Below are 15,322 nucleotides of genomic sequence, written 5' to 3'. Positions count from 1 at the left end.
CTGCTTATCGACCAATCGACAAAAATCTTTAGATTTCAAACAGAAATTCTCTTTTCCCAAAGAGTCACCAATATCTCACGATCATTTTTGACACCGAGCTGTTGCAACCCAAATATTGCAAAACGACTTCGGGAAAAGACGCATCAAGGTTTTCTGAATGAATTTCCCAACAGCATTCAACTCATACCCTTTTGACCGATCAGTGCTTTCATGCATTTTTCCATCTTCCGAAGCTCTCCATATCGAAAACTTGTACAGAAGAGACATGTTTTCGACATATTCCATCTTTTCAACAGTGAATCCTGCCATTTCAAGCGCAAGACGAAACTCGTCTTCCGTCAAATTCAATTTGTGAAAATGACGTTCACCATTGCTCTCATGTCTTTTGTCATAAAGCCAATCATTGATATGATTGCATATATTATCGGCTCTGAATGAAGCGCACAAAACACCACCATCATTCATTACGCGATGAGTTTCCCTTAACGAATCCAGCAAATCTCTTCCATGAAAGTTATGATACAATCCAAAAGCAAGTACCACATTGAAACTGTTGTCTGCAAAATTCAGTTTTGTAATGTCAGCAACTTCGACAACAAGGGAAGCATCCAATCTCTTCAGTTTTTCAACAGCCTTTGCGACATAATCAATGCCCGTGATATCGCAACCCTGCTCATGAAAATATCTCAGCACACGCCCGGCGCCACATCCAGCCTCCAGTATCCGGCCCGGCATGGAATTGACCGCAAAACACGCATGCTTCAACGGATACACCGTTTCATTTGTCATGGCTTGGTCTGCCGGAATATCCGTCCATCTTTTGGACCAGTAATCGAACGTCCCCATGTTTCTATACGTTTTTCGCACGCTTTCCCCCAAAAGTATCTGTCTGAATTGACGAAACAATGCCGTGATATCTTGAGCCGGACCATAGCAAGAAACATGTTTTTTCCAAAAGCCTAATTCACGGCAAAGGGCAGGCCATGCACATGACCTGCCCCGGACACGCTGCGCGAATGCCCAAACTTTCGGCCGAATGCCATCCGACAACAGGAACCTAGAAATACTTGCCCAGATTCTCGAAGATCGAATGCGACCCGTCATGGCGTCGCACGTGATGCACATCCTCCAGCTTCTCCACCTGCCGCACCATCTGCTGCAAGCGCCCCTCGGAATTCACAAGCAGCCAGATGCGGCTCTGGTCACCGCCGTCCACGGGCATGCATGCGATGCCTTCCACATTGTAGGCTCGACGCGCGAACAGGCCGCAGACATGCGACATCACGCCGGGATGGTTGTTGACGCAAAGTTCGAGAACGGTCTGGTTGCTATTCGACATGAGCTTCCCCTCCTATCATTTCCTTGTTCGCGGCTCCCGGAGGAACCATGGGATACACGGCGTCGTCCATGTCCACGGGGGCATGAATCAGGCACGGACCGGGCGCGGCAATGGCCTCTCCAAGCAAAGCCGCAGGATCGTCGCAATTGCCGAGATCATAGGCACGCATGCCGAAGCCCTCGGCGATCTTCACGAAATCAACCTGCAACGAGTAGTCCGAGGCAAAGTACCGCTTGTCGTAAAACAGATCCTGCTGCTGACGAACCAGCCCCAAGGCATTGTTGTTCATGAGAATGATCTTGAGATTCACGTTCTGTTCCACGGCAGTGGCCAGCTCCTGAATGTTCATCATGATGCTGCCATCCCCGGTGAAACAGAGAACCGGAAGTTCCGGAGCGGCAAGCGCCGCGCCAAGGGCAGCAGGCACGCCAAAGCCCATGGTGCCGAGGCCGCCGGAAGTGAGCCAGTGCCGAGGACAGGCAAACGGGTATGCCTGAGCCGTGCGCATCTGGTGCTGGCCCACGTCCGTGGCGACCACGGCCTCGCGTCCCGCGTACATGGCGGCCTGAACGATCAGACCGTACGGAGATCGAGGATCGGCCTGTTCCGACAGATTCATGGGGTACCGGCGACGAAGCTCGTCGATTTCTCCGAGCCATTCGGACCGATTGCGTCTGGCAACTCTGGGACGGAGCGCACGCAGGGTCTGCCCGACATCCCCCACGATTGCCGCGTGCGGCGACTTGATCTTGCCCAGCTCGCTCGGGTCAATGTCGATATGCACGATTTCGGCCTTGGGACAGAAGCGGGAGACCTTGCCCGTGGCCCGGTCATCGAACCGCACACCCACAGCCATGAGCAGGTCGCACTCCTCCAGAACCAGATTGGTGAAACGGGCGGCATGCATGCCGAGCATGCCGAGGGAAAGCGGATGATCCGAAGGGATGGCACCAAGCCCCATGAGGGTCATGGCCGCCGGGATGGCACCTTTTTCCACCAGAGCAAGGGCATCCCCGGCTGCTCCGGACTGAATCACGCCGCCCCCCAGATACAGCACCGGCCGTTTGGCGCGGGCGATCATGTCCGCAACCCGGTCCAGATCATGCTCGTTCAGCGCAGGCGGCTCATCCGGACATCCGGGGGCGGGCCATTCCGGAAACTCGATTTCCCGAGCCTGCACGTCCTTGGGCACATCAACCAGAACCGGCCCCGGGCGGCCGCTGGACGCAATGCGGAATGCCGCCGGAATCACGCGCAACAGTTCCTCGGTGGAGCGCACCAGAAAATTGTGCTTGGTCACTGGCACGGTCAGACCGTAGGTGTCCACTTCCTGGAACGCATCCGTACCGATCAACCCCAGTGGCACCTGTCCCGTGATGCAGACCAGAGGAACGGAATCCAGCTTGGCATCGGCAAGAGCAGTGATCGTGTTGGTCGCTCCGGGGCCGGATGTGGCGAAGAACACGCCGGGCTTGCCCGTAAGCCGGGCCACTCCCTGGGCAATGAACCCTGCACCCTGCTCATGGCGGGTCAGGACGTGACGAATGGATTCGCTCCGGGACAGAGCATCGTACATGGGCAGATTCGCGCCGCCGGGAATGCCGGCGATGGTGTCCACCCCCTGCCGTTCCAGCAGACGGATGATGATTTCCGCACCAGTCATTTTCATGGATAGCCTCCTGTACCTCCCCTGACAGCCGGCGCAGGAAGTGGAAAACCCCCGCCGGCTGCGCCGACGGGGGTTTGGTTGTTCGCACAAAAAAAACGATCAATCCCGCAACGACGCGACCGTGACTACGCCCTCTACGACGACTACGCGTACGCCTACTACCTGTAGGCTTGCGGAGAAGATGCGGGTGTTGTGGTCGCGTTTCATGGAATCAATCCTTGGTTTGTTCGATCTTTCCTATACCTTGCCGCAGTTCAAGGTCAAGCACGAAAACATATTTGCAAGACAATTTTCATCAGACGCCGAAAAAAACGCGAATGCCAAAAAACTACAACCTGTCCACCACGACCCAGAATGCAAGGGCGCCGACAGCCAGCCGCACCACGTGACCGATATGAAAATGATAGCCCCAATCCACGGCAAACATGAGGATCACGGACAGAATGAAAGCCACCAGAATGATCTTGCGCCAGATGTTCAACTTGAAAGGATTCACTGCTTTCTCCATGAAAAAGCCGGGCACGGTAGGCACCGCGCCCGGCCGAATTGCCGATTGCAACGGTTATTTGCTTCCGCTCTTCCGCTTCGCGGTCTTGCCGGACTTTCCGTTGTTTTCATTATCCTTGCCGAACGCCATGAGCTGTTCGGCCATTTCCCTGAGCTTCGCATCCACACGCTGATTGATCGATCCCTTTGGATACGAACCATCGGCCTTGCGCTTTCCTGCCTTGACGCCGGTCAGGATTTCAATGCCCTGATCAATGGTCTTCACGGACCAGATGTGGAATCTTTTCGCGGCCACAGCCTCCACCACCTCGTCCCGAAGCATGAGGTCCCTGACATTCGGCTCGGGGATCATCACGCCCTGCCTGCCGGTCAATCCGGCACGCTTGCAGCAGAGATAAAACCCCTCGATCTTCTCATTCACGCCGCCGATGGGCTGCACTTCCCCCTTCTGGTTGACCGATCCGGTAACCGCCACATCCTGCCTGAGCGGCTTGCCGGACAGGCTGGAAAGCAGGGCGTACAACTCGGTGGAAGACGCGGAATCGCCATCTATGCCGCCATATGCCTGCTCAAAGGCGATGCTTGCGGTCAGGGACAAGGGTTTATCCTGTGCAAAGCGACTGCGCAAGTATCCGGCGAGAATGAGCATGCCCTTGTTGTGAATGGGGCCGGACATGTCGGATTCCCGCTCGATATTGATGATGCCTTCCTTGCCCAAAGACGTGACTGCGGTGATGCGCGACGGCTTGCCGAACATGAAGTCGCCCATGGAATAGACGGCCAGTCCATTGATCTGCCCGACGGCCTCACCGTCCGTATCCACGAACAGACTGCCCCGGTCGATCATTTCCTGAATGCGCTGCTCGATCTGGTTGGAACGATACTTTCTGGCCTCCAGCGCCTGGTTCACATGCTCGGCAGCCACGCTTTCCGCCTCGGCCTGCCGCGCATGGAAACTCGCTTCGGCCAGCATGTCGGCCAGCACGGGAAAAGCCGTGGATATCTTTTCCTGACGGCCAGCCCAGCGCACGGCTTCCTCCACGATGGCGGCAACACCCGAGGCATCGAAGCGAAGCAGTCCCTCCTTGTCCACCTCTGTCTTGATGAACCGGGCCACCTGATGCACGGTCTCGTCCGACTTGTCCATGCTCGTCTCGTAATCGGCCCGGACCTTGAATATCTTGGGCACGTCCTCATCATACTGCCGAAGCACATGGTACAGATAGGGATTGCCCAGAACCACGACCTTCACGTCCATGTCTATGGGTTCGGGCTTCAACCCCGTGGCGCTGATGAAGTAATAGGGATCATAGGTTTCGATCTCGATCTTCTCGGTCTTCAAGGAACGCTTGAGGGTCTGCCAGACGCCCGGTTCGAAAATGGCGTCCATGAGATTGATCACGAGATACCCGCCATTGGCCTTGACGAACGATCCCGCCTTGATCTTGGAAAAATCCGTGCGCCAGCCTCCGGAGCGGTCCATGACCCGCTCCACGCTGCCGAACAGATTGCGATAGGTGGGATAGGATTCGACGATGACCGGCGGCCCTTCGGACTCGGCATTGTCCACCAGCAAATTGACCTTGTAGGGATGAAACACGACCTCGGGCGACGGGCCGCCGATGATCATGCCCGGAATCGGCCCCTGCTGGGCGGGAGTCCCCGAACTCTTGATGGCATCCAGCTCTTCCACCATGTTGTCCAGAACCGAATCCAGATACTTCTGCACCTTGGCATCGGGAAAGACCTCGCGCATGGGCTTGAGAGCATCCTGCGCCAAGGTCATGAACATGAGGCGATCCACCTCTTCATGCCGCTTGACCATCTCCTTTTGCAGGCTCTTGAGGTCCTGAACGATGTGATCGATTTCCTCCTTGACCTCGAGACGCTTGTCGCGCAGCCGCTCGTATTCCTCCTGAGGAAAACGGCCGTTCTCCACCATCTCCTCGATCTGGATCATGCGCTTGGGCTCGCCGTCCACAAGCGGCACCACGTCCGGCCGCTGAAAAGGCCCCATCTGCATCTTGACCACCACCAGACCGGTGTCCTTCACCTTGTCCTCGATGGACTTGTAGAAGGACATGACCTTTTTCTCGTGCGCCTCGGCGATCTGATTCTTGCGAGAGATGTATTCCTCGCTTTCAAAAAGCTGAGGGACCTCGCGCTTCACCGTTTCGATGAAATCATGCATCTCCTTCTTGAAGCGGTTGCCGCCCCCTGCGCTGAACCGCAGCAGAATGGGTTGCCCGGGATATTTGAAATTGTTCACATAACACAGGTCGCATGGGACTTCGCTCTTGTCCGCCCTCTCGGTGAGCAGCTTTCGAACCGTGGCAAGCCGCCCTGACCCGGGCTGGCCGGTCACGAATATGTTGTATCCCTTCTTTTCCATGCCCATGCCGAATCGAAAGGCCTCCACACCACGATTCTGACCTATGATCTCCGCATGCGGCTCCAGATCGTCGGTTGTGTCAAAGCCAAGGGAGGCGAGATCGACGCGCCAACGCAACTTGTCCAGAGGCACTTCGGGAAGCGTCTTCTTTGCAGGCATACCAAACTCCATCTGTTACTTTCTGCTGATCTCCACAAGATGCCCCTGCTGCGAGGCGCACTTCGGCAGCCTGACTTCAAGCACACCGTCCTCGAATTCCGCCTTGACCTTGTCCGTATCAATGACGCACGGCAGCTTGACCTCCTTGCGAAACGATCGAATCCGCCTCTTTCCGCCTTCGATACATGCGGATTCGCCCTGAATCACGAGGGAACGGTCCAGAACCGTGACATTGACGTCATCCGGGCTGATGCTGTCCAGTTCCAACCGGGCAACAAGGACATCGCCCTCCTCACGGAGATGCAGGTCCCCGGCAATCCGGCAAACCATGTGCGGCAGGTTGAAATCCACGCACAGGTCGTCGAACAGCTTGTCCATTTCGCGACGCATGCGCGTTATCTCGTCCCTGCTCCATCGAATCAGATCGGGCATTGCAAAATTCCCTCCTTGCGTTCCCCGAACAAAAAGACACCTTTCTTCGGGCAGTAGGTATCGGGTTACCACATCATCTCCAAAAACGGCAACAATATTCCCGGGAAACGAAAAAAGTCCCCTGCCGAAAACCGGAACAGGGGACCTGAAAAACCGAAAAACGCATTCGGCTTACAGCCTTCGGAAAATGCTGGAAACGGCCAGGACCACGAAACCGGCGGAAACGAGCCAGAAGGGAGTGACGAGGTCCTCAAGCGCAGGGACGGACATGACGTCCAGATGAATGCAGATGCCCAGAGCGCCGAGCAGGACGCCGACGACCCAGGTTAGCAGATTGGGGGCGCTGAGATTCATGGAGAAGGCTCCGTTCGTTTGCAGATGAAATGACAAGCGGAATTCAGGACTTGCCGATCAGTTCCTCGGCATCCTTTTCCGGCAACGGCCTGGAGAACAGGTACCCCTGACCGTAATCGCATTGCAAGGAATAAAGCAAGCCCCGCTGCTGTTCGTTCTCGATGCCCTCGGCCACGACCCTGAGCCGCAGGCTGTGTGCCATGTTCACCATGGCCCGCACGATCTCTATGTCCGCCTGCGAGGATTCCAGCCGCTGCACGAAGCTCAAGTCCACCTTGAGCTGGTCCAACGGGAATTTCTGCAGATAGCTCAACGAGGAGTACCCGGTTCCGAAATCATCAATGGACAGGGCAACCCCCAGTTCCTTGAATGCGTTGAGACGCGCAACGGATTCCGATGCCTCCTGCATGATGACCGATTCCGTGATCTCCAGCTTGAAAAATGCCGCAGGCACGCCGCTGTGAGTTATGACGTCCGACACATCGCGCACCAATCCCGGCTCCGCAAACTGCTTGGCCGAAATGTTTACGGCCAAGGTCAAGTCTCTGGCCTGCGGGAATTGATTCCGCCACTTCCGCAAGGTGACGCATGCCTGACGGACCACCCATCTTCCCATGTCCACGATCAATCCGCTTTCCTCGGCCACGGGAATGAATTCGCCGGGACTGACAATGCCGCGTTGCGGATGATTCCAGCGAATGAGCGCCTCAAATCCGCTCAATGCGCCAGTGGCCAGCGTGACTATGGGCTGATAGTACAGCTCGAACTGATTCTGCTGCAGCGCCTTCAGAATCTCGCTTTCCATGACCAGAACGTTCACCTCGCCTTCGCGCATGCGCGGAGCGTATGTCACAACCCGATTCTTGCCCTGATCCTTGGCCTTGAGCATGGCGAGTTCCGCGTTGCGGACCAGAGCATCCGCCTCGCCGCTCCCCTTGTCGGCCACAAGCCCCATGCTGGCGGTGATGCGAAATTCCTCGCCATCCACCACCAGAGGCTCTGAAAGGGAATCGTGGACATCGCGAACAAGCGCGTTAAGTTCCGTCTTGGTCCGCACTTCCTCGATGAGTACCACGAATTCGTCCCCGCCGATGCGGCCGACCGTATCCGTGCTGCGAAGGTTCTGCTTGAGCCGAACAGCCATGGCCACGAGAATCTTGTCCCCGACCACATGCCCGTAATGGTCGTTCACATGCTTGAACCGATCCAGATCGATGAACAGGACGCCGACATACCCGCTTGCCGAGCCCGTGCGTTTCAGCGCCATGGAAAGATGGTCGAGAAACAGAATCCGGTTAGCCAGACCGGTCAGCGGATCATGCAGGGCGTGATGCCTGACCTGCTGTTCAAGCAACTTTCTGTTGGTGATGTCCCTGAGGCTGGTCCGCACACCGAGCGACACCCCGGCTTCATCCAGCACTTCACGCTTCACGAGCGAAACCCACCTGAGCCGGGTATCCCTGTGATAAATCCGCAAATCCACGAAATCGGTATCGCTGCTGTTGGAATTGCGCATGAAGGAATGCCAGGCCGAACGGTCATCAGGGTGCAGAAGCCGCTCGAACAGCTCCGGATCATTCTCGAAGCGTTCGGGAGGATAGCCGCAGATGCGCTCACTGGCCGGACTCACGTAGATGGGGCTGCCATCCGGGGCCAGCCAGTTTTCCCAGTCATAGTTGTAATCCGCAATGATGCGATAGCGTTTCTCGGACTTGCGAAGCGCCTGCTGGGAATCCTCGAGTTGCGTCACGATCTCCTCCAGATTCCGCTTGGCCTCCTCGAGATTGCGTGTCTTCCGATGCAGTTCCGCGAAAATGCTGACCTTGCTCAGCAGGATTTCCGGCTCGACCGGCTTGAACAGATAGTCCACGGCGCCAAGTTCATATCCTCGAAAAACGTGTTTCTGCTCCTTGCTTATGGCGGTGATGAAAATGATGGGCAGATTGCGGGTAGCCTCATTGTCACGCAGGCGTTCCGCCAGTTCGAAGCCGTCCATGCCCGGCATCATCACGTCAAGAAGGGCCACGGCAAAATCATGGTCGCGAACAAGGTCCAGCGCTTCCTTTCCGGACCCAGCCACAACCGGATTCACGTCGTGTCCCTTGAGAATGCCTTCGATGAGCCGAAGGTTGATCCTCTCGTCATCAACGGCCAACACGTCTATTTTTTTCAGCATAATCTCGTCATTGCGCCTTTGCTTTTCCAGAAAACAATACCAAATCAGGCATATTTTGCTGTTATAGTTTGCAACGATCATTTGAGGATGCCGAGGAAAGCCGACTTGGGCATTTGACAACCCGGGAGGCATTACTATAGTTCCATTCCCGGCACTTTTCGCCAGAGCTCACCCCAACAGAGGAATATATATGGAAAAACACGAACAATTCCAGCAAATTCTTGACGAGCACCATGATTGGCCCTGTCCATATACCTTCAAGTTCATCGTGCCCGCCCATCGGTTCGACCAGTTCAACGAACTGTTTTCGGAATTCGAAATGAGCACCAGGACATCCAGAACCGGCAAGTACACCAGCATCACCATGGAATCGACCATGTGCTCCAGCACCGAGGTCATGTCCGTCTACACCAAGGCTGCCATGATCAAGGGAATCATCTCTCTCTAACCCTCCGCAACCACGAAAAAATAAATCCGACAAAAATAATCGGATTTTTTGCCTTCAACGGCTGGACAGGGCAGTTCCCCGTACTTAGTATTCTGTGGTATGATCGTCCAAACGGCGCGCGCAGCCAGTAAAGACAGACATAAAACCACAACAATACCAAAAAGTTCGGAGAAATGCCATGTGGGAATATACGGACAAGGTCAAAGACCATTTCCTGAATCCGCGCAATGTGGGAACCATCGAGGATGCCGATGGCATCGGCGAAGTGGGGTCCCTTGCCTGCGGCGACGCCCTGACCCTCTATCTCAAGGTGGATGAGAACGAAGTCATCACCGACGCGAAGTTTCAGACCTTTGGCTGCGCCAGCGCCATTGCGTCCAGCTCGGCCCTGACAGAACTCATCATCGGCAGGACCGTGGCCGAGGCGGAAAACGTCTCAAACAAGGACATTGCCGAATATCTCGGCGGGCTTCCCCGCCAGAAAATGCATTGCTCGGTCATGGGACACGAAGCCCTGGAACAGGCCATAAGAAACTACCGGGGCGAAGCGCCCTCCAAGGCCGAGGAATCCCACCACGAAGGTCAGCTCATCTGCGAATGCTTCGGCGTATACGACGAAGAGATACTGGCCGCCATCAAGGAAAACAATCTCAGGACCGTCGAGGACGTGACCAACTTCACCAAGGCTGGCGGCGGATGCGGCAAGTGCGTCGAGGACATCGAACGCCTGCTGGCCGAGGCCCGAGGCGAGGTTGCGACATGCGAAACACCGAGCGCTCCGGAATTCCCGGCTCAGGGACTCACCAATCTTCAGCGCATGCATCTCATCGAAAAGGTCATCGACGAGGAAATCCGTCCCATGCTTCAGGCCGACGGCGGCAACATCCAGCTGTCGGACATCAACGGCACCGACGTCTTCGTCAAGCTGCTCGGCATGTGCTCCAACTGCCCGTCCAGCCAGCTCACCCTGCAAAACGTGATCGAAGCCAAGCTCAGGGAAAAGGTCGATCCGGCCATAACCGTGAGGGAGGGATAGCCATGACCATCTACATGGACAACAATGCCACGACTCGCGTGGACCCCGCTGTTTTCGAGGAAATCCGCCCCTACTTCACGGAACTTTACGGCAATCCGTCCAGCATGCACAAATTCGGTGGCCAGGTGGGCGTGAAGATCAGGGAGGCTCGCGAACGCGTTGCCGCCCTGCTCAACTGTTCGCCGGAAGAGATCATTTTCACGGCCTGCGGCACGGAATCCGACAATACCGCCATTCGTTCGGCACTGGCGGCACAGCCGGACAAGCGCCACATCATCACCACGCGAGTGGAGCATCCCGCGATCCTCAGCCTGTGCAAATATCTGGAAAAAAAGGACGGCTATGCCGTAACCTACGTAGGCACGGATGAAAACGGCCGTCTGAACATGGATGAATTGCGTCAGGCCATCCGGGACGACACGGCCATCATTTCGGTGATGTGGGCCAACAACGAAACCGGCAACCTGCATCCCATCGAGGATATAGCCAGACTGGCCCATGAACGCGGCGTGCTCTTCCACACGGATGCGGTTCAGGCCGTAGGCAAGGTGGCCATCGACCTGAAGAAAACGCCGATCGACATGCTTTCGCTCTCCGGGCACAAGCTCCATGCCCCCAAGGGCGTGGGCGCGCTCTTCGTACGCAAGCGCATTCCGTTCCGTCCCTATCTCATCGGCGGACACCAGGAAGGCAGCCGCCGCGCAGGCACGGAAAACACTACGGGAATCATCGCCCTTGGCAAGGCATGCGATCTGGCGCGCGAGCACATGGCCGAGGAAGACACTCAGGTCCGCGCGCTCCGCGACAAGCTGGAAAACGGCCTTCTCAAGGCTGTTCCGGACGTCAAGCTCAACGGCGACCGGGACAACCGCCTGCCCAACACCAGCAACCTCTCCTTCGGCTATGTGGAAGGCGAGGCCATTCTGCTGATGATGGATCAGCTCGGCATCTGCGCCAGTTCGGGTTCGGCCTGCACTTCCGGCAGCCTCGAACCGTCCCATGTTCTTCGAGCCATGGGCGTACCCTTCAACTTCGCCCACGGCTCCATCCGCTTCAGCCTGAGCCGCTTCAACACCGAGGAGGAAGTGGATTTCGTGGTGGAAAACCTGCCCGGAATCATAGCCAACCTTCGCAAGCTGTCGCCCTTCTCCGCTGAAAAGCAGGCACCGGCCTGCACAAAAGCCTTTTCGGAGTAATCACATGCACATCGCGGACAACATGACCGAACTCGTCGGGAACACGCCTCTTGTACGCCTGAATGCCCTTTCCAAAGGGCTTCCGGCCACAGTGGTGGCCAAGCTGGAATTCAACAATCCCTGCGGCTCGGTCAAGGACCGCATTGCCAGGAACATGATCGAAACCGCCATTGCGGACCGGAGGATCAATCAGGACACGGTGCTTGTCGAGCCGACCAGCGGCAATACCGGCATCGGCCTGGCATTCATCTGTGCGGTGAAGAATCTCCGGCTCATCCTGACCATGCCCGAGAACATGAGCCTTGAACGCCGGAAACTCCTCAAGGGGTTTGGCGCGGAACTCGTGCTCACTCCGGCATCGAAGGGCATGAAAGGTGCCATTGAAAAGGCGCACGAACTGGTGGCCGAACTCGACAATGCGTTCATGCCCATGCAGTTCGAGAATCAGGCAAATCCGGCCATGCATCGCAGAACCACAGCCGAGGAAATATGGGCCGATACCGACGGCAATGTGGATGTATTCATTGCCGGGGTCGGAACTGGCGGCACGATTTCCGGCGTAGGACAACGGCTCAGGGAACTCAAGCCCGACGTGCACATCGTGGCAGTGGAGCCGGACGCGTCGCCGGTGCTTTCCGGCGGCGAGCCCGGCCCGCACATGATTCAGGGAATCGGCGCGGGATTCATCCCCGAGACTCTGGACCGCGAAGTGCTCGACGAGGTTGTCCGCATCGACAACGAAACCGCCATGGAAACCGCCAAACTCCTGATTCAAAGGGAAGGCATCCTGTGCGGCATCTCCTCGGGTGCGAACTGCGCTGCTGCGCTCAAACTGGCCGAAAAAGAGGAAAACGCGGGCAAGCTGATCGTGTTCATCGTGTGCGACACGGGTGAACGCTATCTCAGCACCCCGCTTTTCGAATAAAGGAGCCAGACATGACAAACGGCGACTACAGCCTCGCCGACGTTGTGGCCCTGCTGGTGGAATCCGGCGCCTGCGGGGCCGGACACAAGGCATGCGCCGATGAAACGCCCATGCCGTCCGTGGAAATTCTGTCCGATATCGTGGAAAGCCTCAGATCAGTGCTGTTTCCGGGCTATTTCGGCCCATCGGACGTGACTCCGGACACCATGCCCTACTACATTGGCTCGACCCTGGACCGCGTGGAACGACTTCTCGCGGAACAGATCAACCGGGGCTACTGTTTCGTTTGCGACAAGGAACGACGCGAGCGCTGCCACGACTGTGAACAGCGTTCAAAGGACATGGCCCGCAAGCTGATCCAGACTCTGCCCGAGATTCGGCGGCTCCTGCTTCTGGACGTGGAGGCAGCCTACGACGGCGACCCGGCGGCCAAGACGCACGGCGAAACCGTGTTCTGCTATCCGTCCATCCGGGCCCTGACCAACCACCGCATCGCGCATGAGCTCTACAAGCTCGAAGTGGATATCATCCCGCGCATCATCAGCGAGATGGCCCATTCCGACACCGGAATAGACATCCACCCCGGCGCGACCATCGGCGAACGGTTCTTCATCGACCACGGCACTGGCACAGTCATCGGGGAAACCTGCATCATCGGGGACAACGTGCGCATCTATCAGGGCGTGACCCTTGGCGCAAAGAGCTTCCCCAAAGGCGATGGCGACCGGCTCATAAAAGGCCTGCCACGGCACCCCATTGTCGAGGACAACGTGATCATCTATGCGCAGGCCACCATCCTCGGCCGTGTAATCATCGGCAGGAACGCGGTCATCGGCGGCAACGTCTGGATCACCCGCGATGTTCCCGGTGGCGCACAGGTCATGCAATCCCGGGCCACACGCCAATCCTTTGAACAGGGCGGCGGAATCTGAAATACGAAAGAGGCTCTTCCGATTGGAAGAGCCTCTTTCCTGTGTGCCTCGGGCAGGCCGGGGCGCTCTTGATTCGCCGAAACAGGTTGATTCTGAAATTCAGTCGTCTGAAGGCTGGACACCCTCCTGCGACGTCGAAGGCATCTTCTACGCCGGAGCGTGAAATGTGCCACTCTTGCCACCGGATTTGAACATCAGGCGACAGCCATCGATCACGATGTCCTTTTGCACGGCCTTGCACATGTCATAGATGGTGGCGGCCGCGACCTGGGCACCGATCAGGGCTTCCATTTCCACACCGGTCTTTGCCGTGGTGCGGACTTCGGCTTCCACTTCAATGGTGGAGGCTTCGCCATCCACGGCAAAACGCACATCCGAGTAGGTGATGGGCAACGGGTGGCACATGGGAATCAGATCATGAGTCCGTTTGGACGCCTGAATGCCCGCGATCTTGGCCGTGGTCAGCACATCGCCCTTGGGCAACGCGTTTTCCAGAAGCATGGAAAGGGTCTTCGGGGCAAGCCGGACCAGACATTTGACGATGGCAGTGCGCTTGGTTTCCTTTTTTCGGAAACATCCACCATTCGGGCGTTGCCGTCCGAATCCATATGCGAAAAACCGGTCATGCCTATTCCCCCATCACCTTGTCCTTGGCCTTTCTGAAGAAGTTCTTGGCCTTGGTGGACAGTTTGGATTCCTCGATTTCAGCAAACTCCCGAAGCAGTTCTTCCTGACGCTTGTTCAGGCCGACCGGGGTCTTGACTCGCACTTCAATCAGCAGGTCGCCCTGATGGGCACTGCCGAGATGCGGAAGCCCCAGACCGCGCAGCCGAAAGACCTCGCCGCTCTGGGTGCCCTTGGGCACATCGAGAGTCACGGGTTCGTCCAGAGTCTCCACTTCGACCTTGTGGCCGAGCGTGGCTTCGACAAAGGACACCTCACGGCGGAGAATCAGATTCTGGCCCTGACGTTCGAACACCTCATCCGGCTCCACCTGAATGACCACGTACAAATCGCCCGGAGGACCGCCGTTGAAGCCCGGCTCGCCTTCGCCCCTGAGTCGCAGACGGGAATTGTTGTCCACGCCTGCGGGAATGCGGACCTTGAGATCCTTGACCCGATGAACAATCCCTGTTCCACGGCAGGACGAACAGGGATCGGTAATGATCTTCCCTGCTCCTCGACAATGCGGACAGGGCACGGAAATTCGGAAAAAACCCTGCGACTGCTGCACGCTCCCCATGCCGCCGCACTGCGGACAGGTTTGAGGAGTGGAACCTTCGGCAGCGCCGGATCCGTTGCAGTCCGGACAGATATCTTCCACGGGAAGCTGAATGTCGACTTCCGCTCCCTTGGCAGCCTCACGGAAAGACACCTGAAGGTTGTACCGAAGATCGGCACCGGGTCTGGGGCGATTCGCCCCGCCTCTGGCCGAGGAAAATCCGAAGACTTCACCGAAAATGTCGCTGAAGGCTCCGAAGATGTCATCGGTGTTCGAAAAACCGTTGAACCCATTCCCATTGACCCCGTCGTGGCCGAATTGATCGTAGCGCTGACGCTTTTCCGCGTCACGCAGAACCTCATAGGCCTCGGCCGCTTCCTTGAAATGGGCTTCGGCCTCGGGATCGTCCGGGTTTCGGTCCGGATGATATTTGAAAGCCAGCTTGCGGTAGGCCGACTTGATCTCGTCCCCGGACGCGTCCTGAGACACGCCGAGAACTTCGTAGTAATCGCGTTTGGACATGAGATGTACGGAC

General features: G+C 57.0%; 14 protein-coding genes and 1 pseudogene. 5 read left to right on the top strand and 10 right to left on the bottom strand.

The features are described from left to right. Window positions 1–81 precede the first annotated feature (81 nt). From MPN23_RS02845 to MPN23_RS02810, 8 genes are all read right to left on the bottom strand, one after another. Window positions 82–846 carry a class I SAM-dependent methyltransferase gene (locus MPN23_RS02845; protein ID WP_243546024.1) on the bottom strand — a complete coding sequence of 255 codons (765 nt, stop codon included), beginning with the start codon at window positions 844–846 and terminating at the stop codon, window positions 82–84. Window positions 847–1,057: 211 nt separating this feature from the next. Then, on the bottom strand, window positions 1,058–1,339 hold the full coding sequence (ilvN, locus tag MPN23_RS02840) for an acetolactate synthase small subunit (protein WP_243546023.1): 282 nt from the start codon (window positions 1,337–1,339) through the stop codon (window positions 1,058–1,060). Further along, window positions 1,329–3,008: an acetolactate synthase large subunit gene (gene ilvB / locus MPN23_RS02835; protein WP_243546021.1), complete on the bottom strand. Its 1,680-nt coding sequence runs from the start codon at window positions 3,006–3,008 to the stop codon at window positions 1,329–1,331. The genes ilvN and ilvB overlap by 11 nt, the downstream gene beginning before the upstream one ends. A 328-nt stretch (window positions 3,009–3,336) precedes the next feature. Continuing rightward, window positions 3,337–3,504, bottom strand: coding sequence for a hypothetical protein (locus tag MPN23_RS02830; protein WP_243546017.1), 168 nt, complete (start codon window positions 3,502–3,504; stop codon window positions 3,337–3,339). A 66-nt stretch (window positions 3,505–3,570) separates the two neighbouring features. After that, entirely contained in the window at window positions 3,571–6,066 is a 2,496-nt protein-coding gene (locus MPN23_RS02825; RefSeq protein WP_243546015.1) for a Lon protease family protein, read from the bottom strand. A gap of 15 nt (window positions 6,067–6,081) precedes the next feature. Beyond that, a complete protein-coding gene (locus MPN23_RS02820; protein WP_243546014.1) occupies window positions 6,082–6,498 on the bottom strand; it encodes an Hsp20/alpha crystallin family protein in 417 nt (138 codons plus the stop codon). A 171-nt stretch (window positions 6,499–6,669) separates the two neighbouring features. Further along, entirely contained in the window at window positions 6,670–6,852 is a 183-nt protein-coding gene (locus tag MPN23_RS02815; protein WP_243546012.1) for a hypothetical protein, read from the bottom strand. 43 nt (window positions 6,853–6,895) lie between these two features. Then, window positions 6,896–9,028, bottom strand: a complete 2,133-nt coding sequence (locus MPN23_RS02810; protein ID WP_243546010.1) for a two-component system response regulator — start codon at window positions 9,026–9,028, stop codon at window positions 6,896–6,898. A 190-nt stretch (window positions 9,029–9,218) separates the two neighbouring features. Between MPN23_RS02810 and MPN23_RS02805 the strand changes: the two genes are divergently transcribed. The 5 genes from MPN23_RS02805 (at window position 9,219) to epsC (ending at window position 13,565) form a co-directional block, all read left to right on the top strand. After that, window positions 9,219–9,476: a DUF493 family protein gene (locus tag MPN23_RS02805; protein ID WP_243546007.1), complete on the top strand. Its 258-nt coding sequence runs from the start codon at window positions 9,219–9,221 to the stop codon at window positions 9,474–9,476. A 178-nt stretch (window positions 9,477–9,654) separates the two neighbouring features. Further along, window positions 9,655–10,512, top strand: coding sequence for a Fe-S cluster assembly protein NifU (gene nifU / locus MPN23_RS02800; protein WP_243546005.1), 858 nt, complete (start codon window positions 9,655–9,657; stop codon window positions 10,510–10,512). 2 nt (window positions 10,513–10,514) lie between these two features. Continuing rightward, entirely contained in the window at window positions 10,515–11,708 is a 1,194-nt protein-coding gene (gene nifS / locus MPN23_RS02795) for a cysteine desulfurase NifS (RefSeq protein WP_243546003.1), read from the top strand. 4 nt (window positions 11,709–11,712) lie between these two features. Further along, window positions 11,713–12,633, top strand: a complete 921-nt coding sequence (gene cysK, locus MPN23_RS02790) for a cysteine synthase A (protein ID WP_243546002.1) — start codon at window positions 11,713–11,715, stop codon at window positions 12,631–12,633. An 11-nt stretch (window positions 12,634–12,644) separates the two neighbouring features. Then, window positions 12,645–13,565 (top strand): serine O-acetyltransferase EpsC, encoded by a 921-nt coding sequence (gene epsC, locus MPN23_RS02785; RefSeq protein WP_243546001.1) that lies wholly within the window; start codon window positions 12,645–12,647, stop codon window positions 13,563–13,565. Window positions 13,566–13,712: 147 nt separating this feature from the next. On the opposite strand, the pseudogene moaC reads toward epsC, so the two are convergent. Further along, window positions 13,713–14,191: pseudogene (gene moaC / locus MPN23_RS02780) on the bottom strand (cyclic pyranopterin monophosphate synthase MoaC). Between the two features lie 2 nt (window positions 14,192–14,193). Beyond that, window positions 14,194–15,309: a molecular chaperone DnaJ gene (dnaJ, locus tag MPN23_RS02775; protein ID WP_243546000.1), complete on the bottom strand. Its 1,116-nt coding sequence runs from the start codon at window positions 15,307–15,309 to the stop codon at window positions 14,194–14,196. Window positions 15,310–15,322: the final 13 nt, after the last annotated feature.

Source organism: Pseudodesulfovibrio tunisiensis, from assembly GCF_022809775.1.
Taxonomy (GTDB): Bacteria; Desulfobacterota; Desulfovibrionia; order Desulfovibrionales; family Desulfovibrionaceae; genus Pseudodesulfovibrio; species Pseudodesulfovibrio tunisiensis.
Note: the sequence above shows the minus strand (reverse complement) of the source record. Positions and strands in the feature narration are given on the sequence as shown.

Bases quoted from the DNA above. Each gene is read 5' to 3' on its own strand.
- MPN23_RS02845 (WP_243546024.1), bottom strand. From the start codon at position 846: ATGGGGACGTTCGATTACTGGTCCAAAAGATGGACGGATATTCCGGCA.
- ilvN (WP_243546023.1), bottom strand. From the start codon at position 1,339: ATGTCGAATAGCAACCAGACCGTTCTCGAACTTTGCGTCAACAACCAT.
- ilvB (WP_243546021.1), bottom strand. From the start codon at position 3,008: ATGAAAATGACTGGTGCGGAAATCATCATCCGTCTGCTGGAACGGCAG.
- MPN23_RS02825 (WP_243546015.1), bottom strand. From the start codon at position 6,066: ATGCCTGCAAAGAAGACGCTTCCCGAAGTGCCTCTGGACAAGTTGCGT.
- MPN23_RS02820 (WP_243546014.1), bottom strand. From the start codon at position 6,498: ATGCCCGATCTGATTCGATGGAGCAGGGACGAGATAACGCGCATGCGT.
- MPN23_RS02815 (WP_243546012.1), bottom strand. From the start codon at position 6,852: ATGAATCTCAGCGCCCCCAATCTGCTAACCTGGGTCGTCGGCGTCCTG.
- MPN23_RS02810 (WP_243546010.1), bottom strand. From the start codon at position 9,028: ATGCTGAAAAAAATAGACGTGTTGGCCGTTGATGACGAGAGGATCAAC.
- MPN23_RS02805 (WP_243546007.1), top strand. From the start codon at position 9,219: ATGGAAAAACACGAACAATTCCAGCAAATTCTTGACGAGCACCATGAT.
- nifU (WP_243546005.1), top strand. From the start codon at position 9,655: ATGTGGGAATATACGGACAAGGTCAAAGACCATTTCCTGAATCCGCGC.
- nifS (WP_243546003.1), top strand. From the start codon at position 10,515: ATGACCATCTACATGGACAACAATGCCACGACTCGCGTGGACCCCGCT.
- cysK (WP_243546002.1), top strand. From the start codon at position 11,713: ATGCACATCGCGGACAACATGACCGAACTCGTCGGGAACACGCCTCTT.
- epsC (WP_243546001.1), top strand. From the start codon at position 12,645: ATGACAAACGGCGACTACAGCCTCGCCGACGTTGTGGCCCTGCTGGTG.
- dnaJ (WP_243546000.1), bottom strand. From the start codon at position 15,309: ATGTCCAAACGCGATTACTACGAAGTTCTCGGCGTGTCTCAGGACGCG.